This is a genomic window from Microbacterium sp. che218 (assembly GCF_040436305.1).
GTDB classification, from domain to species: Bacteria; Actinomycetota; Actinomycetes; order Actinomycetales; family Microbacteriaceae; genus Microbacterium; species Microbacterium algihabitans.
This window is the reverse complement of the sequence record NZ_AP031501.1, coordinates 3,025,840-3,040,555: the sequence shown is the minus strand read 5'-3', so window position 1 is coordinate 3,040,555 and position 14,716 is coordinate 3,025,840. Positions and strand designations below refer to the sequence as shown.

The window sequence follows — 14,716 nt, the reverse complement described above, 5'->3', positions numbered from 1 at the left end:
GTGTCCTCTCGAACGGCGGGCGGGGCCGGCCGACGTGTGCGGTGGGGCGGGGCGGGTGGAGCAGGCAGGGGATGCGCGCGGATCAGGCCGCGAGCCGGATGAGTCGGGCGGCGGGCGCCGAGACGGTGACGTTCTGACCCGGGCGGGCCGTGACGTCTTCGTCACGGACGTCGGCGACCAGGCGGACCGTCTCTCCGGCGCGGTCGACGGTCTCGACGGTGACGAGGCGATCGACGCCGCGGTACGCCACGTCGGTGACGACGCCGTCGACCGAGAGTCCGGATGCCGCCGACGCACCGAGCGTCAGGTGCTCGGGTCGCACCGTGGTGAGCGACCCGTCGGCATCCGTCACGAAGTTCTCGTACCCCAGGAACTCGGCGACGAACCGGTTGGCCGGAGCGCCGAACACCTCGGAGGGAGCCCCCTCCTGCATAATGCGGCCGGCGCGCATGAGCACCATGCGGTCGGACATCTCGAGGGCCTCGTCCTGATCGTGGGTGACGAGCACGACGGTGAGTCCGGTCTCGGCCTGGATGCGACGGATCTCGGCGCGCATCTGCACGCGCAGGCGGGCGTCGAGGTTCGACAGGGGCTCATCGAGCAGCAGCAGGGTCGGGCGGATGGCGATCGCGCGGGCGAGGGCGACGCGCTGCTGCTGCCCGCCCGAGAGCTTCTTGGGCCGGCTCGCGGCGAGGTGCCCGAGCCCCACGAGGTCGAGGGCCTCGGCGACCCGGCGCTTGCGTTCGGTCGGGGCGACCTTGCGCAGCTTCAGGCCGTAACCCACGTTCTCGGCCACGCTCATGTGCGGGAACAGCGCGTACGACTGGAACACCATGCCGAGGCCGCGCTTCTCGGGAGGCAGGCGCGTGGCATCCGTTCCCGCGATCATGATGCGCCCGGAGGTGGGCTGCGTGTAGCCGGCGAGCATGCGCAGCGACGTGGTCTTGCCGCACCCGCTCGGGCCGAGCAGCGTCGTGAGCTTGCCCGTGGGGATGGCGAGGTCGATGTGGTCGACGGCGGTGAAGTCGCCGAAGCGCTGGGTGACCCCGACGAATTCTGCTGCAGTGGTCATCGGTTGATCCCTCCGAAGATGCGGGCGAAGCCGACCGTGCGTTCGGCGATGACGGCCACGACGACCGTGCCCGCGAGGATGATGGTGCTGGTCGCCGCGACCATGGGGTCGTAGCTCTGCTGCACGTAGTCGAGCATCGTGACCGGGAGCGTGCGGAAGTCGCGGCTCTGGAGCAGGAGCGACAGCGGCACGTTGTTGAACGAGGTCACGAAGCTCAGCAGGCCGGCGGAGAAGATGCCGGGGCGCAGCAGCGGCAGGGTCACGGTGAAGAAGGTGCGCACCGGCGAGGCGCCGAGGCCGCGGGCGGCTTCTTCGACACCGGGGTCGGCGAGCGCGAGCGACGCACCCGTCACGCGCACAGCGTACGGGAGCATCAGCACCGTGTGGCCGATCAGCAGCACGGGGAAGTTGTCGAGGCGCAGGCCGATGATCAGCTGCTGGTAGAGCGCCAGGCCGACGACCAGCTCGGGCACGATCAGCGGCGACAGGAACAGCCCCTCGACGATGCCCTTGCCGGGAAGGCGGCCGCGATGGATCGCCAGGGTCACCGGCACGCCGATCACCAGCGCGAGCAGCGTGGCGAGCAGGGCGAGCTCGAGGCTCGACACCAGGGCCGACAGGAACGGGTCGTACGAGAAGGCGGCTTCGAACCAGCGCAGCGAGAAACCCTCGGGCGGGAACTTCAGCGAGCGACCGGCGGTGAACGCGGTGGCGACCACGAAGAGGATCGGCACGATCATCACGATGTAGCCGGCGACGGCGAGCGAGGCCGCGACGGGACGCGAGGTCTTCACGAGGTGGCCCCCCGTCGTCCGACGACGGCCGACAGCCCCGATACCGCGAAGACCAGGACGGTCATGATGATCGCGGTCGCGCTGGCGGCGGCCCAGTCGATGCTGACGCTCGAGTACGAGTAGAGCTGCGTCGAGAGCATGCGCTGGCTCGACCCGCCCAGGAGGTACGGCGTCGTGTAGGCGGTGACGCTCCCGGCGAAGACCAGGGTCGCCGCCACCACCATGCCGGGAGCCGACAGCGGCACGACGATCCCCCAGAAGGTGCGCGTGCGACCGGCGCCGAGTCCGCGGGCGGCGTCGTCGAGGCCCGGGTCGACCTGGGCGACGGCGGAGTAGCACGAGATCACCGCGAGCGGGAGGAAGAGCTGCGTGAGGCCGAGCACGATGGCCAGCTCCGTGTACAGCAGCTGGGGCGCCTTCTCGACGAGCCCGAGCCCGACGAGAAGTTGACCGACCGCGCCGTTCGAGCCCAGCAGCACGAGCCATCCGAAAGTGCGCACGACGTTGCTGAGCAGCAGCGGGAAGATCGCGAGGGCGAGCAGCACGCCCGCCCAGCGGGAGGTCGAGCGGGCCAGCAGGTACGCGATCGGGAAGCCGAGCACGATGCAGACGATCGTGACGATGAGTCCGAGGCCGACGGTGCGTCCGATGATCGCGAGGTCGTAGGGGTCGGTCAGCATGCGGCCCAGGCGCTCGAAGATGTCGAGCACGCTGACTCCGGGAGGCGCGAAGAGCATCGCCACCGAGGGGATGAGGAACCCCACCAGCAGCAGCGCCAGCCCCGGCAGGGCGAGCAGTCCGGTACGGCGTGACAGCACGGGCGGACTCCGTTCGTGAGGGGGGTTTGCAACCGGTTGCGCAACCGGTTGTTACCACCGTAGGGCGCTCGTGAGCCGAAATGCGACCCCTCGTGTAAACAGCGTGTAAAACGCCGTCCCACCGGCAACGCAACCGGTTGTCACGGCTCAGTAGGATGATCGGACTGTGCGCGAGGCTCGCGTCAGCGGAAGGGGAATCCGTGACGACGCTCGCCGACGTCGCCGCTCTGGCCGGTGTGGCCAAGTCGACGGCCTCCCGGGCGCTCGGGCGCCCCGATCTCGTCGCCCCCGAGACGGTCGCCCGTGTGCGCGCCGCCGCTGTACAGCTCGGGTTCGTTCCGAATCGCGCGGCCAGTCACCTCGCGCGTGGTGACAGCGGCATCGTCGCCCTCGTCGTGCCGACCCTCGACAACGCCTTCTTCACGCCCATCATCGCGGGGGCGCAGGCTCGCGCTCGCGCGTCCGACCTGCAGCTCACCGTCGCGGTGCACCCGCTCGACGACGCCGACGACATCGTCGACCTCGGGCGCCTCATGCGTCAGGTCGACGGATGCATCCTCGTCGCCCCGCGCGCGCTCGACGACGTCGTGCGCGAGGTGGGCGCCTTCGGCCCGACCGTGCTCGTCGACCGCGAGGTCGCGGGAATGACCTCGCTCGTCGCCGACACCGCGCGCGCCTTCGCCGACCTCGCCGCGCGCTTCGCGGACGACGGGCACCGGGCGATCGCCTACCTGGGCGGTCCGGAGGGATCGTGGCAGGACGCCCAGCGGAGCGCGGCGATCGACCGGGCGGTCGGCGACCGGGTTGCACTGACCCGACTAGGCCCCTTCCCCGCGACCTTCGCGGCCGGGGTCGGTGCGGCCGATGCGGTGGTGGCCTCGGGCGCGACCGCGGTGGTGCCCTATGCCACCTCGATCGGACTGGGACTCGTCTTCGCCCTGAGGGCGCGGGGAGTCTCGTCGCCCGGCGAGATCGTCGTCAGCGCCGAGCGCCTGGTCGCCGAGGCCATCGGGGCCGACGAGGTGCCGGCGATCGACGTGGACGGCGACGAGCTGGGCCGCGAGGCGATGGCCGCGCTCGTCGATCTGCTCGCCACCGGCGCCGACGCCGGCCAACGGCGCCGCCTCGACGTGGCGGTGCACTGGCCCGAGACGACCACGGTCTGACGCACCCCTGGCCGGTGCGGGTCGTCGCTCAGACGAAGTCGGCCGTCATCGCCTGAGCCGATCGCCCTGCCCACGGTGGATCCGGCCGCCTACCAGTCGGCCCGTTCCCTGCGACGCACGGCCCAGCACGTCGCCGCGGCGCTCGACCGGATGGCAGCCGGCACGTACGGAGTCTGCCTTCGTTGCGGTCTGCTCATCGACGAGGGCCGACTCGACGACCTTCCGCACGCGGAGTGCTGCATCGATCGTGCGCGATAAGACCTGCGAGGAAATTCTCGACGAGAGAAAGTCCCACCCGTTGAGTCGAACCGCGAAAAGGCGGCGGCGAATTCCCTGCGGTCGACGTCCTTCTTTTCGGTCGAATTCGTCGAATTCGACCGCGCGCTCAGGCGGAAGATGAACCGGTGCATCGAGAAAGCGCAGGTCCGCCCGATCGAGACGCCGGCACGGCGAGCTCGACCGGGCGGACCGGCATCGTCGTCAGATCTCCCGAGCGACCGGATCGACGCCCTGACGACGGCGACGGATCACCACGGCGAAGGCCCCGGCGCCGAGCAGACCCGCAGCGATCACGAGCATCGCCCAGACCTCGGCGGTGCCCGTGCGCGCGAGCTGGCCGCCGGCCGGCTGCGCGGCGGGCGCAGGGTTTCCGCTCGCCGCGCCGCCCGTGCCCGCGGGGGCACCCGACGACGGCGAACCGCCCGCGTCACCGGGTCCGGGCGCGTCGGCCACCGTGAACGACAGCGGCTCGGAGGCCGACGCCGACGCGGTGTCGGTGCGGTCGAACACCGCCTTCACGACGTACGTCCCGGCCGGCAGTCCGTCCGGAACGTCCAGCTGAGCGCTGCCGTCGACGAGCGTGGCCGAGGCGAGGACGCGCTCCGTCTGGTCGGGGTCGTCCGCGGCCGGCACGACCACCAGGTGCACCGTGCCCTCGCTCGCGCCGTCGACGGTCGCCGTGAAGCTCAACGCGCCGCCCGCGGTGAGCATCGAACCGTCATCGAGCGTGACGGTGGTCGAGGTGGGAGTCAGCACCGCGATGTCGACGTCCAGCAGTCGACCCGAGCCTTTGCCCTCCGCCTCGGCCGCCCGCACGCCCAGCGCGGCGTCGGCCGGGATGTCGACCTCGACCGTCGCCGTTCCGCTGGCATCCGCGACGACGGAGGCGATCTCCTGGCCCGCGAGGGTGAATCGGACGGTCTCGCCGGCACGGAAACCCGACCCGGTGAGCGTCACGGCGCCGCCCGGGGCGACCTCCGTCTCAGACGCGGAGAGCTGGCCCGGGGAGAGCGCCGCCGCGAGTTCGGCGCAGGCATCCCCCTGCGCTCCGACGGGGGCGAGCTCGGGGCTGTCACCCGTCACGCCGTCGTCCTCCCGCACGGAGAGCTTCCCGAACGCGTCCGCCCCCATGACGGCATCCGTCGAGTTCGTCGCGCTGATGACGAACGACGAGGTGGGGGTGGCCGACGGAGTGTCGTTGCCGACGAGGGGAACCGTCACGGTCTTGCAGATCTCCCCCGGAGCGAAGACGACCTTCTGCGAGGCCGACGAGACGACGCCCGTGCCCAGCACGCTGAACCACGCGGTCACCGTCGCCGAGTCGGGGTGGTTCAGCGCCACCGCCACCTGCGCGGTACTCGGACCGTCCGTCTCCTCCACGATGGTCGACCCGACGCCCACCGTGGTCCGCTTCCGGACGTCCGCGGCGATGCTGGTCGGGGTGTCGAAAGCGAGGTCGGACAGGTAGAGGCCACCCGCCCCGGTCCCGTCGGCGCCGACCGCGGCCGAGAATCGCACTTCGCGGACGTCGGTGAGGTCGATGCCACTCACTTGGGCGAGCGGGACGGTGACCTGCTGCAGCACGAACTTGTTCAGCACGGCTTGAGACCCGCCGGGCATGCGGTTGACGGCGAGCGGGTTGATGTCCGACACCGCACGGCTGAAGACGCGGCCGGAGCCGTCGACGAGGCTGACCACGGCATCGGTGCCCGAGGGGACCGTGCGGTCGGGCGCCATCTTCACCGTGAGCTGCGACCGCTTCGACACGTCGCGCGAGCCCGGGGGCAGCGACACCCGCAGTTCCCCGGTGCTCGGGGCTGCCGGATCGGTCCCACCGGTCCACACGAACCGTGTGACGGGCGTGGCCTCGACGTTCAACCCGAACCGCGCCGGCGTCCAGTGCGGCACGCGAGCCGACCCGATGTCGCGGGTGGTGCAGTACGGCATGGCCGGCGGGATCGACGACGACGTCTCGGCGTTCGCACACACCTGGGCGGAGGCCGCACCGGTGGTGCGCACCAGGGTGCTCGCCGAGGCGAAGTCGGTCACCAGACTCGTCGCCGACCCGGGCTGTGCCGCCATGACCCGCACGTCCGCGGAGGAGGTGCGCGGCGTCGAGGGCTTGATCGACCCGTCGAACAGCGACTGGAACTGCTTCTCGTGACCCATCGTCATCCGGAAGAAGCCCGTCATGTACGACACGCCCACCTGGTACTGGGCAGCGGCCGTGAGCCGGGTGGAGTCGGTCGTGGAGCAGCTCGAGGTGAGGTCTTTCGTGCTCCAGTCGTCGCCGGTCGAGTAGGGGTACAGGCCGGGCGTCCACACGGAGTTGAAGAAGTTGTGGTTCGCGCCCATCACCCACACCGCCGAACGCAGCACGTCGTCGCCGAAGGCATGGCGCGAGTCGTCGACGAAGTGCTGGCCCTGCTGGTTGACCACGTCGCCGTCGCAGTACGGCAGCACCACGCTCATCGGCACGTCGGGCACGGTCATACGGCCGAAGTCGACGGGCGCCAGGGGCAGCACGGCGGTGATGTGGAACGGCTGGGTCCGCGCGGCGTTCAGGGTGACCGCCGCGGTCACGCCCTCACCGCCTCGGGAGTGCCCCATGATCCCGACGTCGTCCAGGTCGAAGCGGCCGGCGAGGCTCGCGGCCGTCACCCCCGCCGCCGCGGTCGCCGGTGCGTCCGTGCGGGTCGTCGCGTAGGCGAGCGCCTGATCGAGCGTGCGCGTCACGGTGGTCGACGACCCCTGCGCGTCGGGCCAGCTCACGTCGTCGTACGAGACGGGTCGACCGGCGTCGACGGCCGCGAGCATGTCGAGGGTGTCGAGCACGAGCTGCCCGCGGGCGCGCGCGCCGAAGTCGAGGGCGAACTGGTTGTCGTTGGCGTTGATCGCGTTCGCGGCGATCGACACGACGTTGTAGCCGTGCGAGGCCAGAGCGCGCCCGGTCCCCTCGTAGCCCTGGTACGACCGCACGTTGACCTGGCTGGGGTCGCACGGCCAGCGCAGGGTGTTCGCCGTTCCGGTCGCGCACCACGCGTGGCGGCCGTGCAGCAGGATCACGGTGGGGCGCTCACCCGGGGCATCCGTGAGGTACATCTTTCCGGTCATCTCTCCGCGGATGCCGCCGATCCCCTGCAGCGCGATGGCGCGGTCGCCGAAGTCGTACTCCACCTCCGTCACCGAGTTCGGCCCCGGGTCCGCGGGGTCATCGGCTCCCGAGAACGTGGTCGCCTGCGGGGCGGTCTCGCCTTCTTCCGTGCGCCAGGACGTCCGGGCGGTCGGGCTCTCGGCCGCCTTGTCGCCTCCGCCCGACGCCCAGCCCTTCTCGACGTCGTGTGCGGAGACGACGCGGGAGTCGGAGGTGGACACCGACAGGGTCAGACCGTCGGCCGACTCGGTCGCGAGACCGATCGTCTCGCCGTCGACGAGAAGGGTCGGCGCGTCGCTCACGATGGGGAGCGGCTCGTCGAGTTCGTAGCTGACCAGGTAACCGCCCGGCGCGGAGGTGATGGACCAGTCGTCGCCGGAGGCGAGAACGCCTCCGGGCGGGGCGGCTGTCGCCGCGGGGGCGAGGCTGAGGACGAGCGCGGACGTCAGGACGGTCGCCGAGAGGGCGGACCAGCGTGCGCGCGAGGATGCGAGTGATCGCATGAGGCTCCGATGCGGGTCGAGTGCGGGATTCGGGTGGCGCGTCGCACCGACCGGTCGGTACGCCCCGTCAGGGTAGGGTCCGACCCGACGCCGTCCGGGGCCCGCAGCGCCCCCGCTGACGGCGGCCCCGAGACGGGGCGGGAGCCGCTTCACCGCCCGGCAACACGGCGAAACAGACGAATCACCTTGCCGCCCACCCGCGACGCGCGCGCGGGGCTGCCGCCCGAGCGCGGTGAAGGCCCCCCGGCCGCCTACCGCTCGCGGTGCCGCCGCACCTCGATCGCGCTCAGCAGCATCGCCGCGCCCGAGAACACCACCGACACCGCGAGGGCGAGGGTGAGCGCGTCGGCGAAGGGAACGGCATCCGGTGCCGGAGTACCCGGACCGCCCGCTCGGGCCGCGGCCCCGACGGCGAGCACGAAGCTCGTGCCCAGCACGGTCTGACCGATCGACGATCCCACGCGCTGCGCGGTCTGCACGACGCCCCCGGCGACCCCGCCGCGTCGGGGATCGACGTCGGCGAGGGTCAGGGTCTGATTGGGGGTGACGATCGCGCCGCCCGCGACGCCGAGCACGAACAGCGGCACGCACAGGCGCAGGATCACGGTGACCGGATCGGTCGCGTCGGCCGCCGTCTGCACCAGCACGCCGAGGATCACCGTGACGGCCGTGAAGACCGCGACCGCGCCCACGAGCAGCGGGCGCCCCACCCGCGAGACGAAGCGACCGGCGACGGGTGCGCCGACCACCGATCCGATCGCGTAGGCCGTGACCCCGAGGCCCGACTGCAGCGCCGTGAAGCCGAGTCCGTCCTGGTAGTACAGCGCCAGCACGAGGGGGATGCCGGTGTTGCTGCAGAAGAAGACGATTGCGAACACGACACCGGTGACGAACGAGCGCACGCGGAACAGGCGCAGGTCGAGAAGGGGCCCGGCATCCGCCCTCGTCAGACGCGCCTCGTGCCGTACGAGCCCGAACAGGAAGACCGCCGCCGGAACCAGCAGGAGCAGCATGAGCGGGCCGCCACCCTGACCGGTCTCGACGATCGGGAACAGCAGACACAGCACACCGGCGCCCAGCAGCACCGCCCCGAGCACGTCGACGCGCTGACCGGATGCCGCGGCCACGGGCTCGTCGGCGGGGACCCACCGCCGGGCGAGCAGCACCGCGGCGACACCGACCGGCACGTTGATGAAGAACACCAGGCGCCAGCCGATGTCCGGCCCGCCCGCCGAGATCAGCACCCCCGCGATGACCGGGCCGAGGGCGGTGCCCGCGCCGACCGTGAGCCCCAAGCGCCCGAAGGCCCGGCCCCGCTCCCAGGCCGGGAACGCGTTCTGGATGAAGCCCGAGACCTGCGGCCCCATCATGCCGCCGAACAGCCCCTGCACCACCCGCGCCGCGATCAGCAGGCCCGCGTTCGGGGCGAGCCCCACCGCGGCGCTCGCGATCACGAACCCGAGCACGGCGATCGTGAAGATGCGCCGCCGCCCCCACCCGTCACCCAGTCGTCCGCCGATCACCGGCACGAGCGCGAACGCGAGCACGTACCCCGTCACGATCCACTGGAGTTCGCTGGCATCCGCCCCGGTCGAGCGCCCGATCGACGGCAGGGCGACATTCGTCACGCTGACGTCGAGCAGGGCGGCGAACTGCCCCATCAGCATGACCGAGAGCGCACGCCATCGACGCGGGTCGGGAGCGGGGGCGGATGCCGTCACGAGGCGCCGCGACTCAGCTCGCCGTGCGCAGACGCAGGAAGGCCTCGGCGACGCCCCGGTCCACGGCATCCGGAACGGGGTGCACCCCGGTGGCGACCGCGCCCCGCGCGACGGCGGCCAGCGAGCGCGCCTGCAGCGTCAGCCCGAGGTCCATCGCCTCGATCGGGTTGCCGAGCCCCGCGACGAGGTTGACCATGTTGGTGTCGGCGATCACGTGCACCGCGCGGTCGCCGGGCAGGGCGTAGGTCGCGTGGAATCCCTCGGTCGCGACGGGCCGGCCGAGCGCGGCCAGATCCATCTCCCAGGGGTGATGACCAACCCCGGCGATGATGACGCCGTGCGGAAGGTGTGCGATCTGCGCGGCTCCGAGCACCCCGGGCGCCCCGGTGGCGAGGAAGACGAACCGGGCGTGCGCGAGCGCCTCGTCGAGACCCGCGACGACGAACCCCTCGAGCGACGCCTCGAGGGCGCGGTAGGGATCCGTGTCGACCACCGTCACGACGGCGCCCAGCTGGCGCAGGGTGTGGGCGGTCCCCCGCCCGCACGGACCGAACCCGATGACCGTCGCCCGCGAGCCCGGGATCATAAGATTCGTGGCGTTCATGAACGCCTGCACCACCGACTGGCCGACGCCGAAGCGGTTCTCGACCAGCAGCTTCAGCGGACTGTCGTTGATGACGACGATCGGATGCCGCACCTCGTGCTCGCGACGGCGCAGGACGATGCCGCCGGTCGTCGTCTCTTCGGTCCCGCCGCGCAGGTGCGGGACGGGGTGACCGTCGAGCACGCCGCGGAACAGGTCGCCGCCGTTGTCGAGGATGAGGTGCGGGTCGCTCGCGAGCACGGCGGCGACGCGTGGGGCGTCGTCGTCGCGGGCGGCGTGCACGATGACACCGCGATCGCGCAGCTCGGCCACGGTGTCTTCGCGGGTGGTCCCGGGCGAACCGGTGAGCGAGACCTGCGCTCCGGCCTCGACGAGCAGGCGCACGAGCACCGCCGTCTTGGGTTCGATGTGCAGACACATCGCAATGCGCAAGCCGTCGAACACGGGAGCAAGCTCGCGGACGGCCTCTCGGGTGAGGGGCATGTGCGCGTCGGCCCATTCGAGGCCGGGCGCGGGAGGGGTGGGGTAGGTACGGGTGGTCATGGTGATCCGATCAGTGAGGGGTGGCGAAGAACGACACCCGCGTCACTGATAGAGCTCGGACCGGTAGGAGTGGTCGCCGAAGATCGGGGCGGGGTGGGACCCGCCGCCGTGACCCGCGGCGATCGACATGCGCTGAGCCTATGCCCGTGAGCGGAGGGGAAGGGCTTCGAAGCTCAGAGCGCGCGAAGCTCCCACCACAGCGATGTCGACCCACCCGGCTCGAGCACACGCAGATCCACCCCGGAGCGGAGGGCGTCGGGCGGACAGGTCGACGGTTCGACGGCCACCGCATGCCGGTACTCCCCCGCGGGTCCATGGTCGGAGGTGTACACCTGCAGCCAGGGAGAGCTGCCGTCGACGCGCAGCTCGACACCTGACCCGTCGTCGGGATCGACGAGAGCGACCCGGACGATCCCCTCGTCGTCGGGTCGCAGCGCTGTCAGCGCGTTGTTGACGACCCGGTCTGCGATCGGCCGTCTCCGACGCAGGTCGTATGGAGTCCCCTCGACGGGCACCCGACCGACGGGGAGCATCCTGTCGCCCGACACCAGCATCACCTCGTCGGCGGGGACCGTGAGGGTCCACCGGTCGATCGCCGACGGGACCGCAGGTCCCGCCACGAGGGAGGGGTGCGCTCCGAGCCCGACGGGGGCGCGCTCTTCCGACTCGTTCGTCGCGGTGATCCGTTGCTCGACGCCCTCCTCGGACACGACGATCGAGACCTCGAGTCGCACCCGCCAGGGGTAGCCCGAGGGTCGATCGATCACCGTGCTCAGCACGGCGGATCGCGAGGTCTGCGCGGCGACGTCGAACGGCGATCGGGTCACGAGGCCGTGCACGGCCGTCCGGGTCGTCGGTTCGGTGGTCTCCAGCTCGTGCGTCCGTCCGTCGAACTCGTAACGACCGTCCGCCGTCCGGTTCGGCCACGGCGCGAGCACCGCTCCCCTCATCGACGGGTCGAACCCCGGCGGCCGCTCGGCGATGAGGTCGCGACCCCGGTGTCGCGCGGAGCGCAGCGCGGCGCCGAACGGGGTGACGACGGCCTCGTAGTCCCCCGCCGTCAGAACGACGTCGTCGATCATCCCCTCTCGTCCTCGCGGTGGAACAACAGCAGCTCGGGCAGGCTCGTCGCGAAGTAGTCGGTCACCCCGTCGTCGCGGACGGCGGCGGGAGCGACGTAGCGCGGTCGAGCCTCACCCAGAGACGGCGGCGGGTCGGCGGGCGCGAGGCCGAGCGCGGCATTGGTCTGGTCCCACGCGGCCAGCGCGCGTCCCTCGCCCCCTTCCCACGGGTGGAAGGCCCGACCGAGCAGGATGCCGCGTGCCTCCCCCGCACGTCCCTCAGAGGTCAGCAGAGTGACGTATTCGATGGTGAGGTCGTCGCGGGTCAGCACGACCTCGCGCCGTTCGTCGAGCACGGCGAGACGATCGGCCCTCGGGTGCCCCAGCTTGGCCGCCAGCTGATCGCGCTCGAAGAGCAGCCGCGCATCGTCGGGGGCGATCCGAGTGGCCCCCTCGTAGAGGTTCCACGCCGCGTCGTCGTCGCGGGCGACGGTGAACTCCGCGATCGCGGCGTTGCGCAGCAGCACCACGTCGCGAAGGCCCCGCTCGATCGCCTCGCGCCACCGCGCCAGGGCGTCCTCGCGCCGTCCTTGACCGTAGAGCAGGTTGCCGAGAAGGAAGCGGGAGACAGCGTCGGAGTCGTCCGCCGCGATCGCGGCGCCGAGGGCGTCGAACGCGGCGAGTCCGTGCGGGAACGCCCACGTCAGATCACTGCGGCGGGCCGCCGATCGCGCCGCGGCGGCCGCATCGGTCTCGCCCCGCTCGTGGAGAGCGGCCGCGGCGAGGTAGTGCGCGAGGGGGATGACGTTCCCCGCCGCGCAGACAGGGAGGGCCACGACCCGGGCGAGGACCCCGAGAGCGTCGTCCACCTCGCCCAGATGGAGAAGGTCGAGGGCGGTGTCGAGCAGCAGACCGGGGTCGTCCGTACCGGGCGCGCCCGAGAGGTGCCGCGCGGTGGGGTTCAGGGGCTCGACCGCGAGCACCTCGCGCAGGACGAGGTCGGCCTCGGTCGCCCGCTCCGCGCGGCGCAGGAGCACGGCCCGCAGTACCTCTCGACGGCTGTCGTACGCTGCGACCCCGTCGAGCGAATCGAGAACCCGCAGGGCCGCCCGGGTACGACCCCGGCGCGCGAGCGACGACCCCAGCTCGAAGCCGGCGGCCGCCGCCCACGTGCCGTCCCATCCGGCTTTTCCGAAGGCGCGCTCCGCGTCGATGGGCCGCCCCAGTCGCTGCAGGATCAGCCCCCCGAGGTAGAAGGCCTCGGCATCCGTCGGGTTCGCGTTGCGACGCGTGAGCCGACTCACGGCGGTCTCGACGTGCCGGAGCGCCTCGGCGTACTCGCCCGAGCGGTATCGCGCGTCGCCCAGCGCCAGGTTGACGCGCACGTCGCCGGGATCGCGGTCGAGGGCCGCCTCCCAGTACGGGAGCGGAGAGCGCGTCGGATGCCGGAACTGGCTCAGGTGCAGACCCGTGAGGTACAGCTCCTCCACGGTGTCGATCTGCGCGGGGAGCGGGGGTTCGTCGGCCACCCACGGTTCGGCGTCGTCGACCACCGAGGGCGTCCACCGCACGAGGCTCACCCCGTCCGCCGAGCGCAGCTCGACCTCGAGCGCTCCCTCGGCGGGCCCCTCCCACACGATCTCCTCGACGGTTCCCGGATGCAGATCCGCCCGCCGCTCCGCCACGACACGGCCGTTCACGACGATGCGCATCACCGCCGCCGGCTGCGGCGACGTCACGGCGAAGACCGCTCGCACCCCCTCGGCGCGGTCGACGTGCACCGCCGCGTCGGGGGTTGCCTGATGGGCGGGTCCCAGGGCGGGGATCGGATACCAGTACTGCGAGAACGTCTTCGTCTCGCCCGGCAGGAGCCAGCTGAAGTCCGGTTGATTGTCGGTGTAGACGCCCGCCATCAACTCCACGTACGGACCGTCTTCGTCGGTCAACTGCGCATCCCAGGCGTGGCCGAAGGGAGCGTCTCCCCACGTCCACTGCTTCTTTCCGGGTGAGATGCGCCGTTCCGCCCAGTGGACGAAGCCCGCCCCCGCGCCGTGGTCGTACCCGCCGAAGAAGTCGTCCTCCGAGTCGACGATCATGTACGAGGTCGGCACGGGGATGTTCCGGTAGAAGTCGATGCGGTCGGCGGCCGGGACCGCCTCGGGCGAGGCCGCGGCGAGCGCGGCGTAGTCGACGCCGTAGTAGGGCCGGTCCGCGCGGGGGAACGCCGTCAGAGCACGACGCGCGTGGTCGGCGACGTAGCGCACGTCCTCGGGGAAGAACGACTGGTATTCGTCGTTGACCCGGGCCGCGACGTTCGCCCACCAGAGGAAGGTCTGGCGCTCGCTCGTACGGTTGCGCAGGCGTACCGCGACCTCCACGACCGTGCTGCCGGGGCGGATGCGCACGCCGTGCTGCGCGGCCATCCGCGTGAAGGGGTCGTGGTCGGCGCACCACACGGTGACCGAGCCGTCGTCACCGTGCTCGATCGACGTCTCGACGGGCAGGTGGGTCGCCGGTCGATGATGCTGCGGCCAGTTGAACTCGACACCGCCGCTGACCCACGGGCCGGCGAGGCCGACGAGGGCGGGCTTGATGACGTTGTTGCGATAGAAGAAGTCGTAGTCGGTGGTCTTGTCGTAGGCCACGTGGATGCGACCGCCGAGCTCGGGGAGGACCACGAGACGGAGGTACTCGTTCTCCAGGTGCACGGCCTGCCACTGCCGCGCCCGCGGCTCGTCCGACACCCGCTCGATGAACGGCAGCGGATAGACCTTGCCGCTCGAGCCCTGGTACACGCGGTGGTCGAGGAACATCGGGTACGCACTGGGCTCGTGGGCGTCGTACGTGCGGATGGTGAGCGGCTCGTCCCACGCGACCGCCCGCCCTTCGGCCAGCTCGTCGCGCAGGGCGCTCGGGGCGTCGGGGAGCTCGATCTCGGCCGGCCCGGGCGCGGTGGAGGTCTCGGGGTGCATGGTCATCGGACGCCTCCTCGGCGAGCAAT

Annotated in this window: 9 protein-coding genes; 1 reads left to right on the top strand and 8 read right to left on the bottom strand. The window is 71.7% G+C overall.

Translation table 11 applies throughout. From position 1 onward, the window contains the following. Positions 1 to 82: 82 nt before the first annotated feature. The 3 genes from ABXS86_RS14295 to ABXS86_RS14285 are packed head-to-tail and all read right to left on the bottom strand — an operon-like array spanning position 83 to position 2,684. On the bottom strand, positions 83 to 1,072 hold the full coding sequence (locus ABXS86_RS14295; RefSeq protein WP_353664908.1) for an ABC transporter ATP-binding protein: 990 nt from the start codon (positions 1,070 to 1,072) through the stop codon (positions 83 to 85). Next, positions 1,069 to 1,866 (bottom strand): ABC transporter permease, encoded by a 798-nt coding sequence (locus ABXS86_RS14290; RefSeq protein WP_144832639.1) that lies wholly within the window; start codon positions 1,864 to 1,866, stop codon positions 1,069 to 1,071. Before ABXS86_RS14290 ends, ABXS86_RS14295 begins: the two co-directional genes overlap by 4 nt. Next, entirely contained in the window at positions 1,863 to 2,684 is an 822-nt protein-coding gene (locus ABXS86_RS14285; RefSeq protein ID WP_353664907.1) for an ABC transporter permease, read from the bottom strand. Before ABXS86_RS14285 ends, ABXS86_RS14290 begins: the two co-directional genes overlap by 4 nt. Positions 2,685 to 2,884: 200 nt before the next feature. Between ABXS86_RS14285 and ABXS86_RS14280 the strand changes: the two genes are divergently transcribed. After that, entirely contained in the window at positions 2,885 to 3,850 is a 966-nt protein-coding gene (locus ABXS86_RS14280) for a LacI family DNA-binding transcriptional regulator (protein WP_307213439.1), read from the top strand. Between the two features lie 480 nt (positions 3,851 to 4,330). Here ABXS86_RS14280 and ABXS86_RS14275 read toward each other — a convergent pair whose 3' ends face one another. From ABXS86_RS14275 to ABXS86_RS14255, 5 genes are all read right to left on the bottom strand, one after another. Then, positions 4,331 to 7,786 (bottom strand): hypothetical protein, encoded by a 3,456-nt coding sequence (locus ABXS86_RS14275; RefSeq protein ID WP_353664906.1) that lies wholly within the window; start codon positions 7,784 to 7,786, stop codon positions 4,331 to 4,333. Positions 7,787 to 8,037: 251 nt separating this feature from the next. Beyond that, entirely contained in the window at positions 8,038 to 9,507 is a 1,470-nt protein-coding gene (locus ABXS86_RS14270; RefSeq protein WP_353664905.1) for an MFS transporter, read from the bottom strand. 13 nt (positions 9,508 to 9,520) lie between these two features. Beyond that, positions 9,521 to 10,654 (bottom strand): adenosylhomocysteinase, encoded by a 1,134-nt coding sequence (locus tag ABXS86_RS14265; protein WP_353664904.1) that lies wholly within the window; start codon positions 10,652 to 10,654, stop codon positions 9,521 to 9,523. A gap of 173 nt (positions 10,655 to 10,827) precedes the next feature. Then, positions 10,828 to 11,736 (bottom strand): aldose 1-epimerase family protein, encoded by a 909-nt coding sequence (locus tag ABXS86_RS14260; RefSeq protein ID WP_353664903.1) that lies wholly within the window; start codon positions 11,734 to 11,736, stop codon positions 10,828 to 10,830. Next, positions 11,733 to 14,693 (bottom strand): DUF5107 domain-containing protein, encoded by a 2,961-nt coding sequence (locus ABXS86_RS14255; RefSeq protein WP_353664902.1) that lies wholly within the window; start codon positions 14,691 to 14,693, stop codon positions 11,733 to 11,735. The genes ABXS86_RS14260 and ABXS86_RS14255 overlap by 4 nt, the downstream gene beginning before the upstream one ends. Positions 14,694 to 14,716: the final 23 nt, after the last annotated feature.

What these genes read in the sequence shown, in the direction of transcription:
- ABXS86_RS14295 (WP_353664908.1), bottom strand. Translation starts at nt 1,072, where the DNA reads ATGACCACTGCAGCAGAATTCGTCGGGGTCACCCAGCGCTTCGGCGAC.
- ABXS86_RS14275 (WP_353664906.1), bottom strand. Translation starts at nt 7,786, where the DNA reads ATGCGATCACTCGCATCCTCGCGCGCACGCTGGTCCGCCCTCTCGGCG.
- ABXS86_RS14265 (WP_353664904.1), bottom strand. Translation starts at nt 10,654, where the DNA reads ATGACCACCCGTACCTACCCCACCCCTCCCGCGCCCGGCCTCGAATGG.
- ABXS86_RS14260 (WP_353664903.1), bottom strand. Translation starts at nt 11,736, where the DNA reads ATGATCGACGACGTCGTTCTGACGGCGGGGGACTACGAGGCCGTCGTC.
- ABXS86_RS14255 (WP_353664902.1), bottom strand. Translation starts at nt 14,693, where the DNA reads ATGACCATGCACCCCGAGACCTCCACCGCGCCCGGGCCGGCCGAGATC.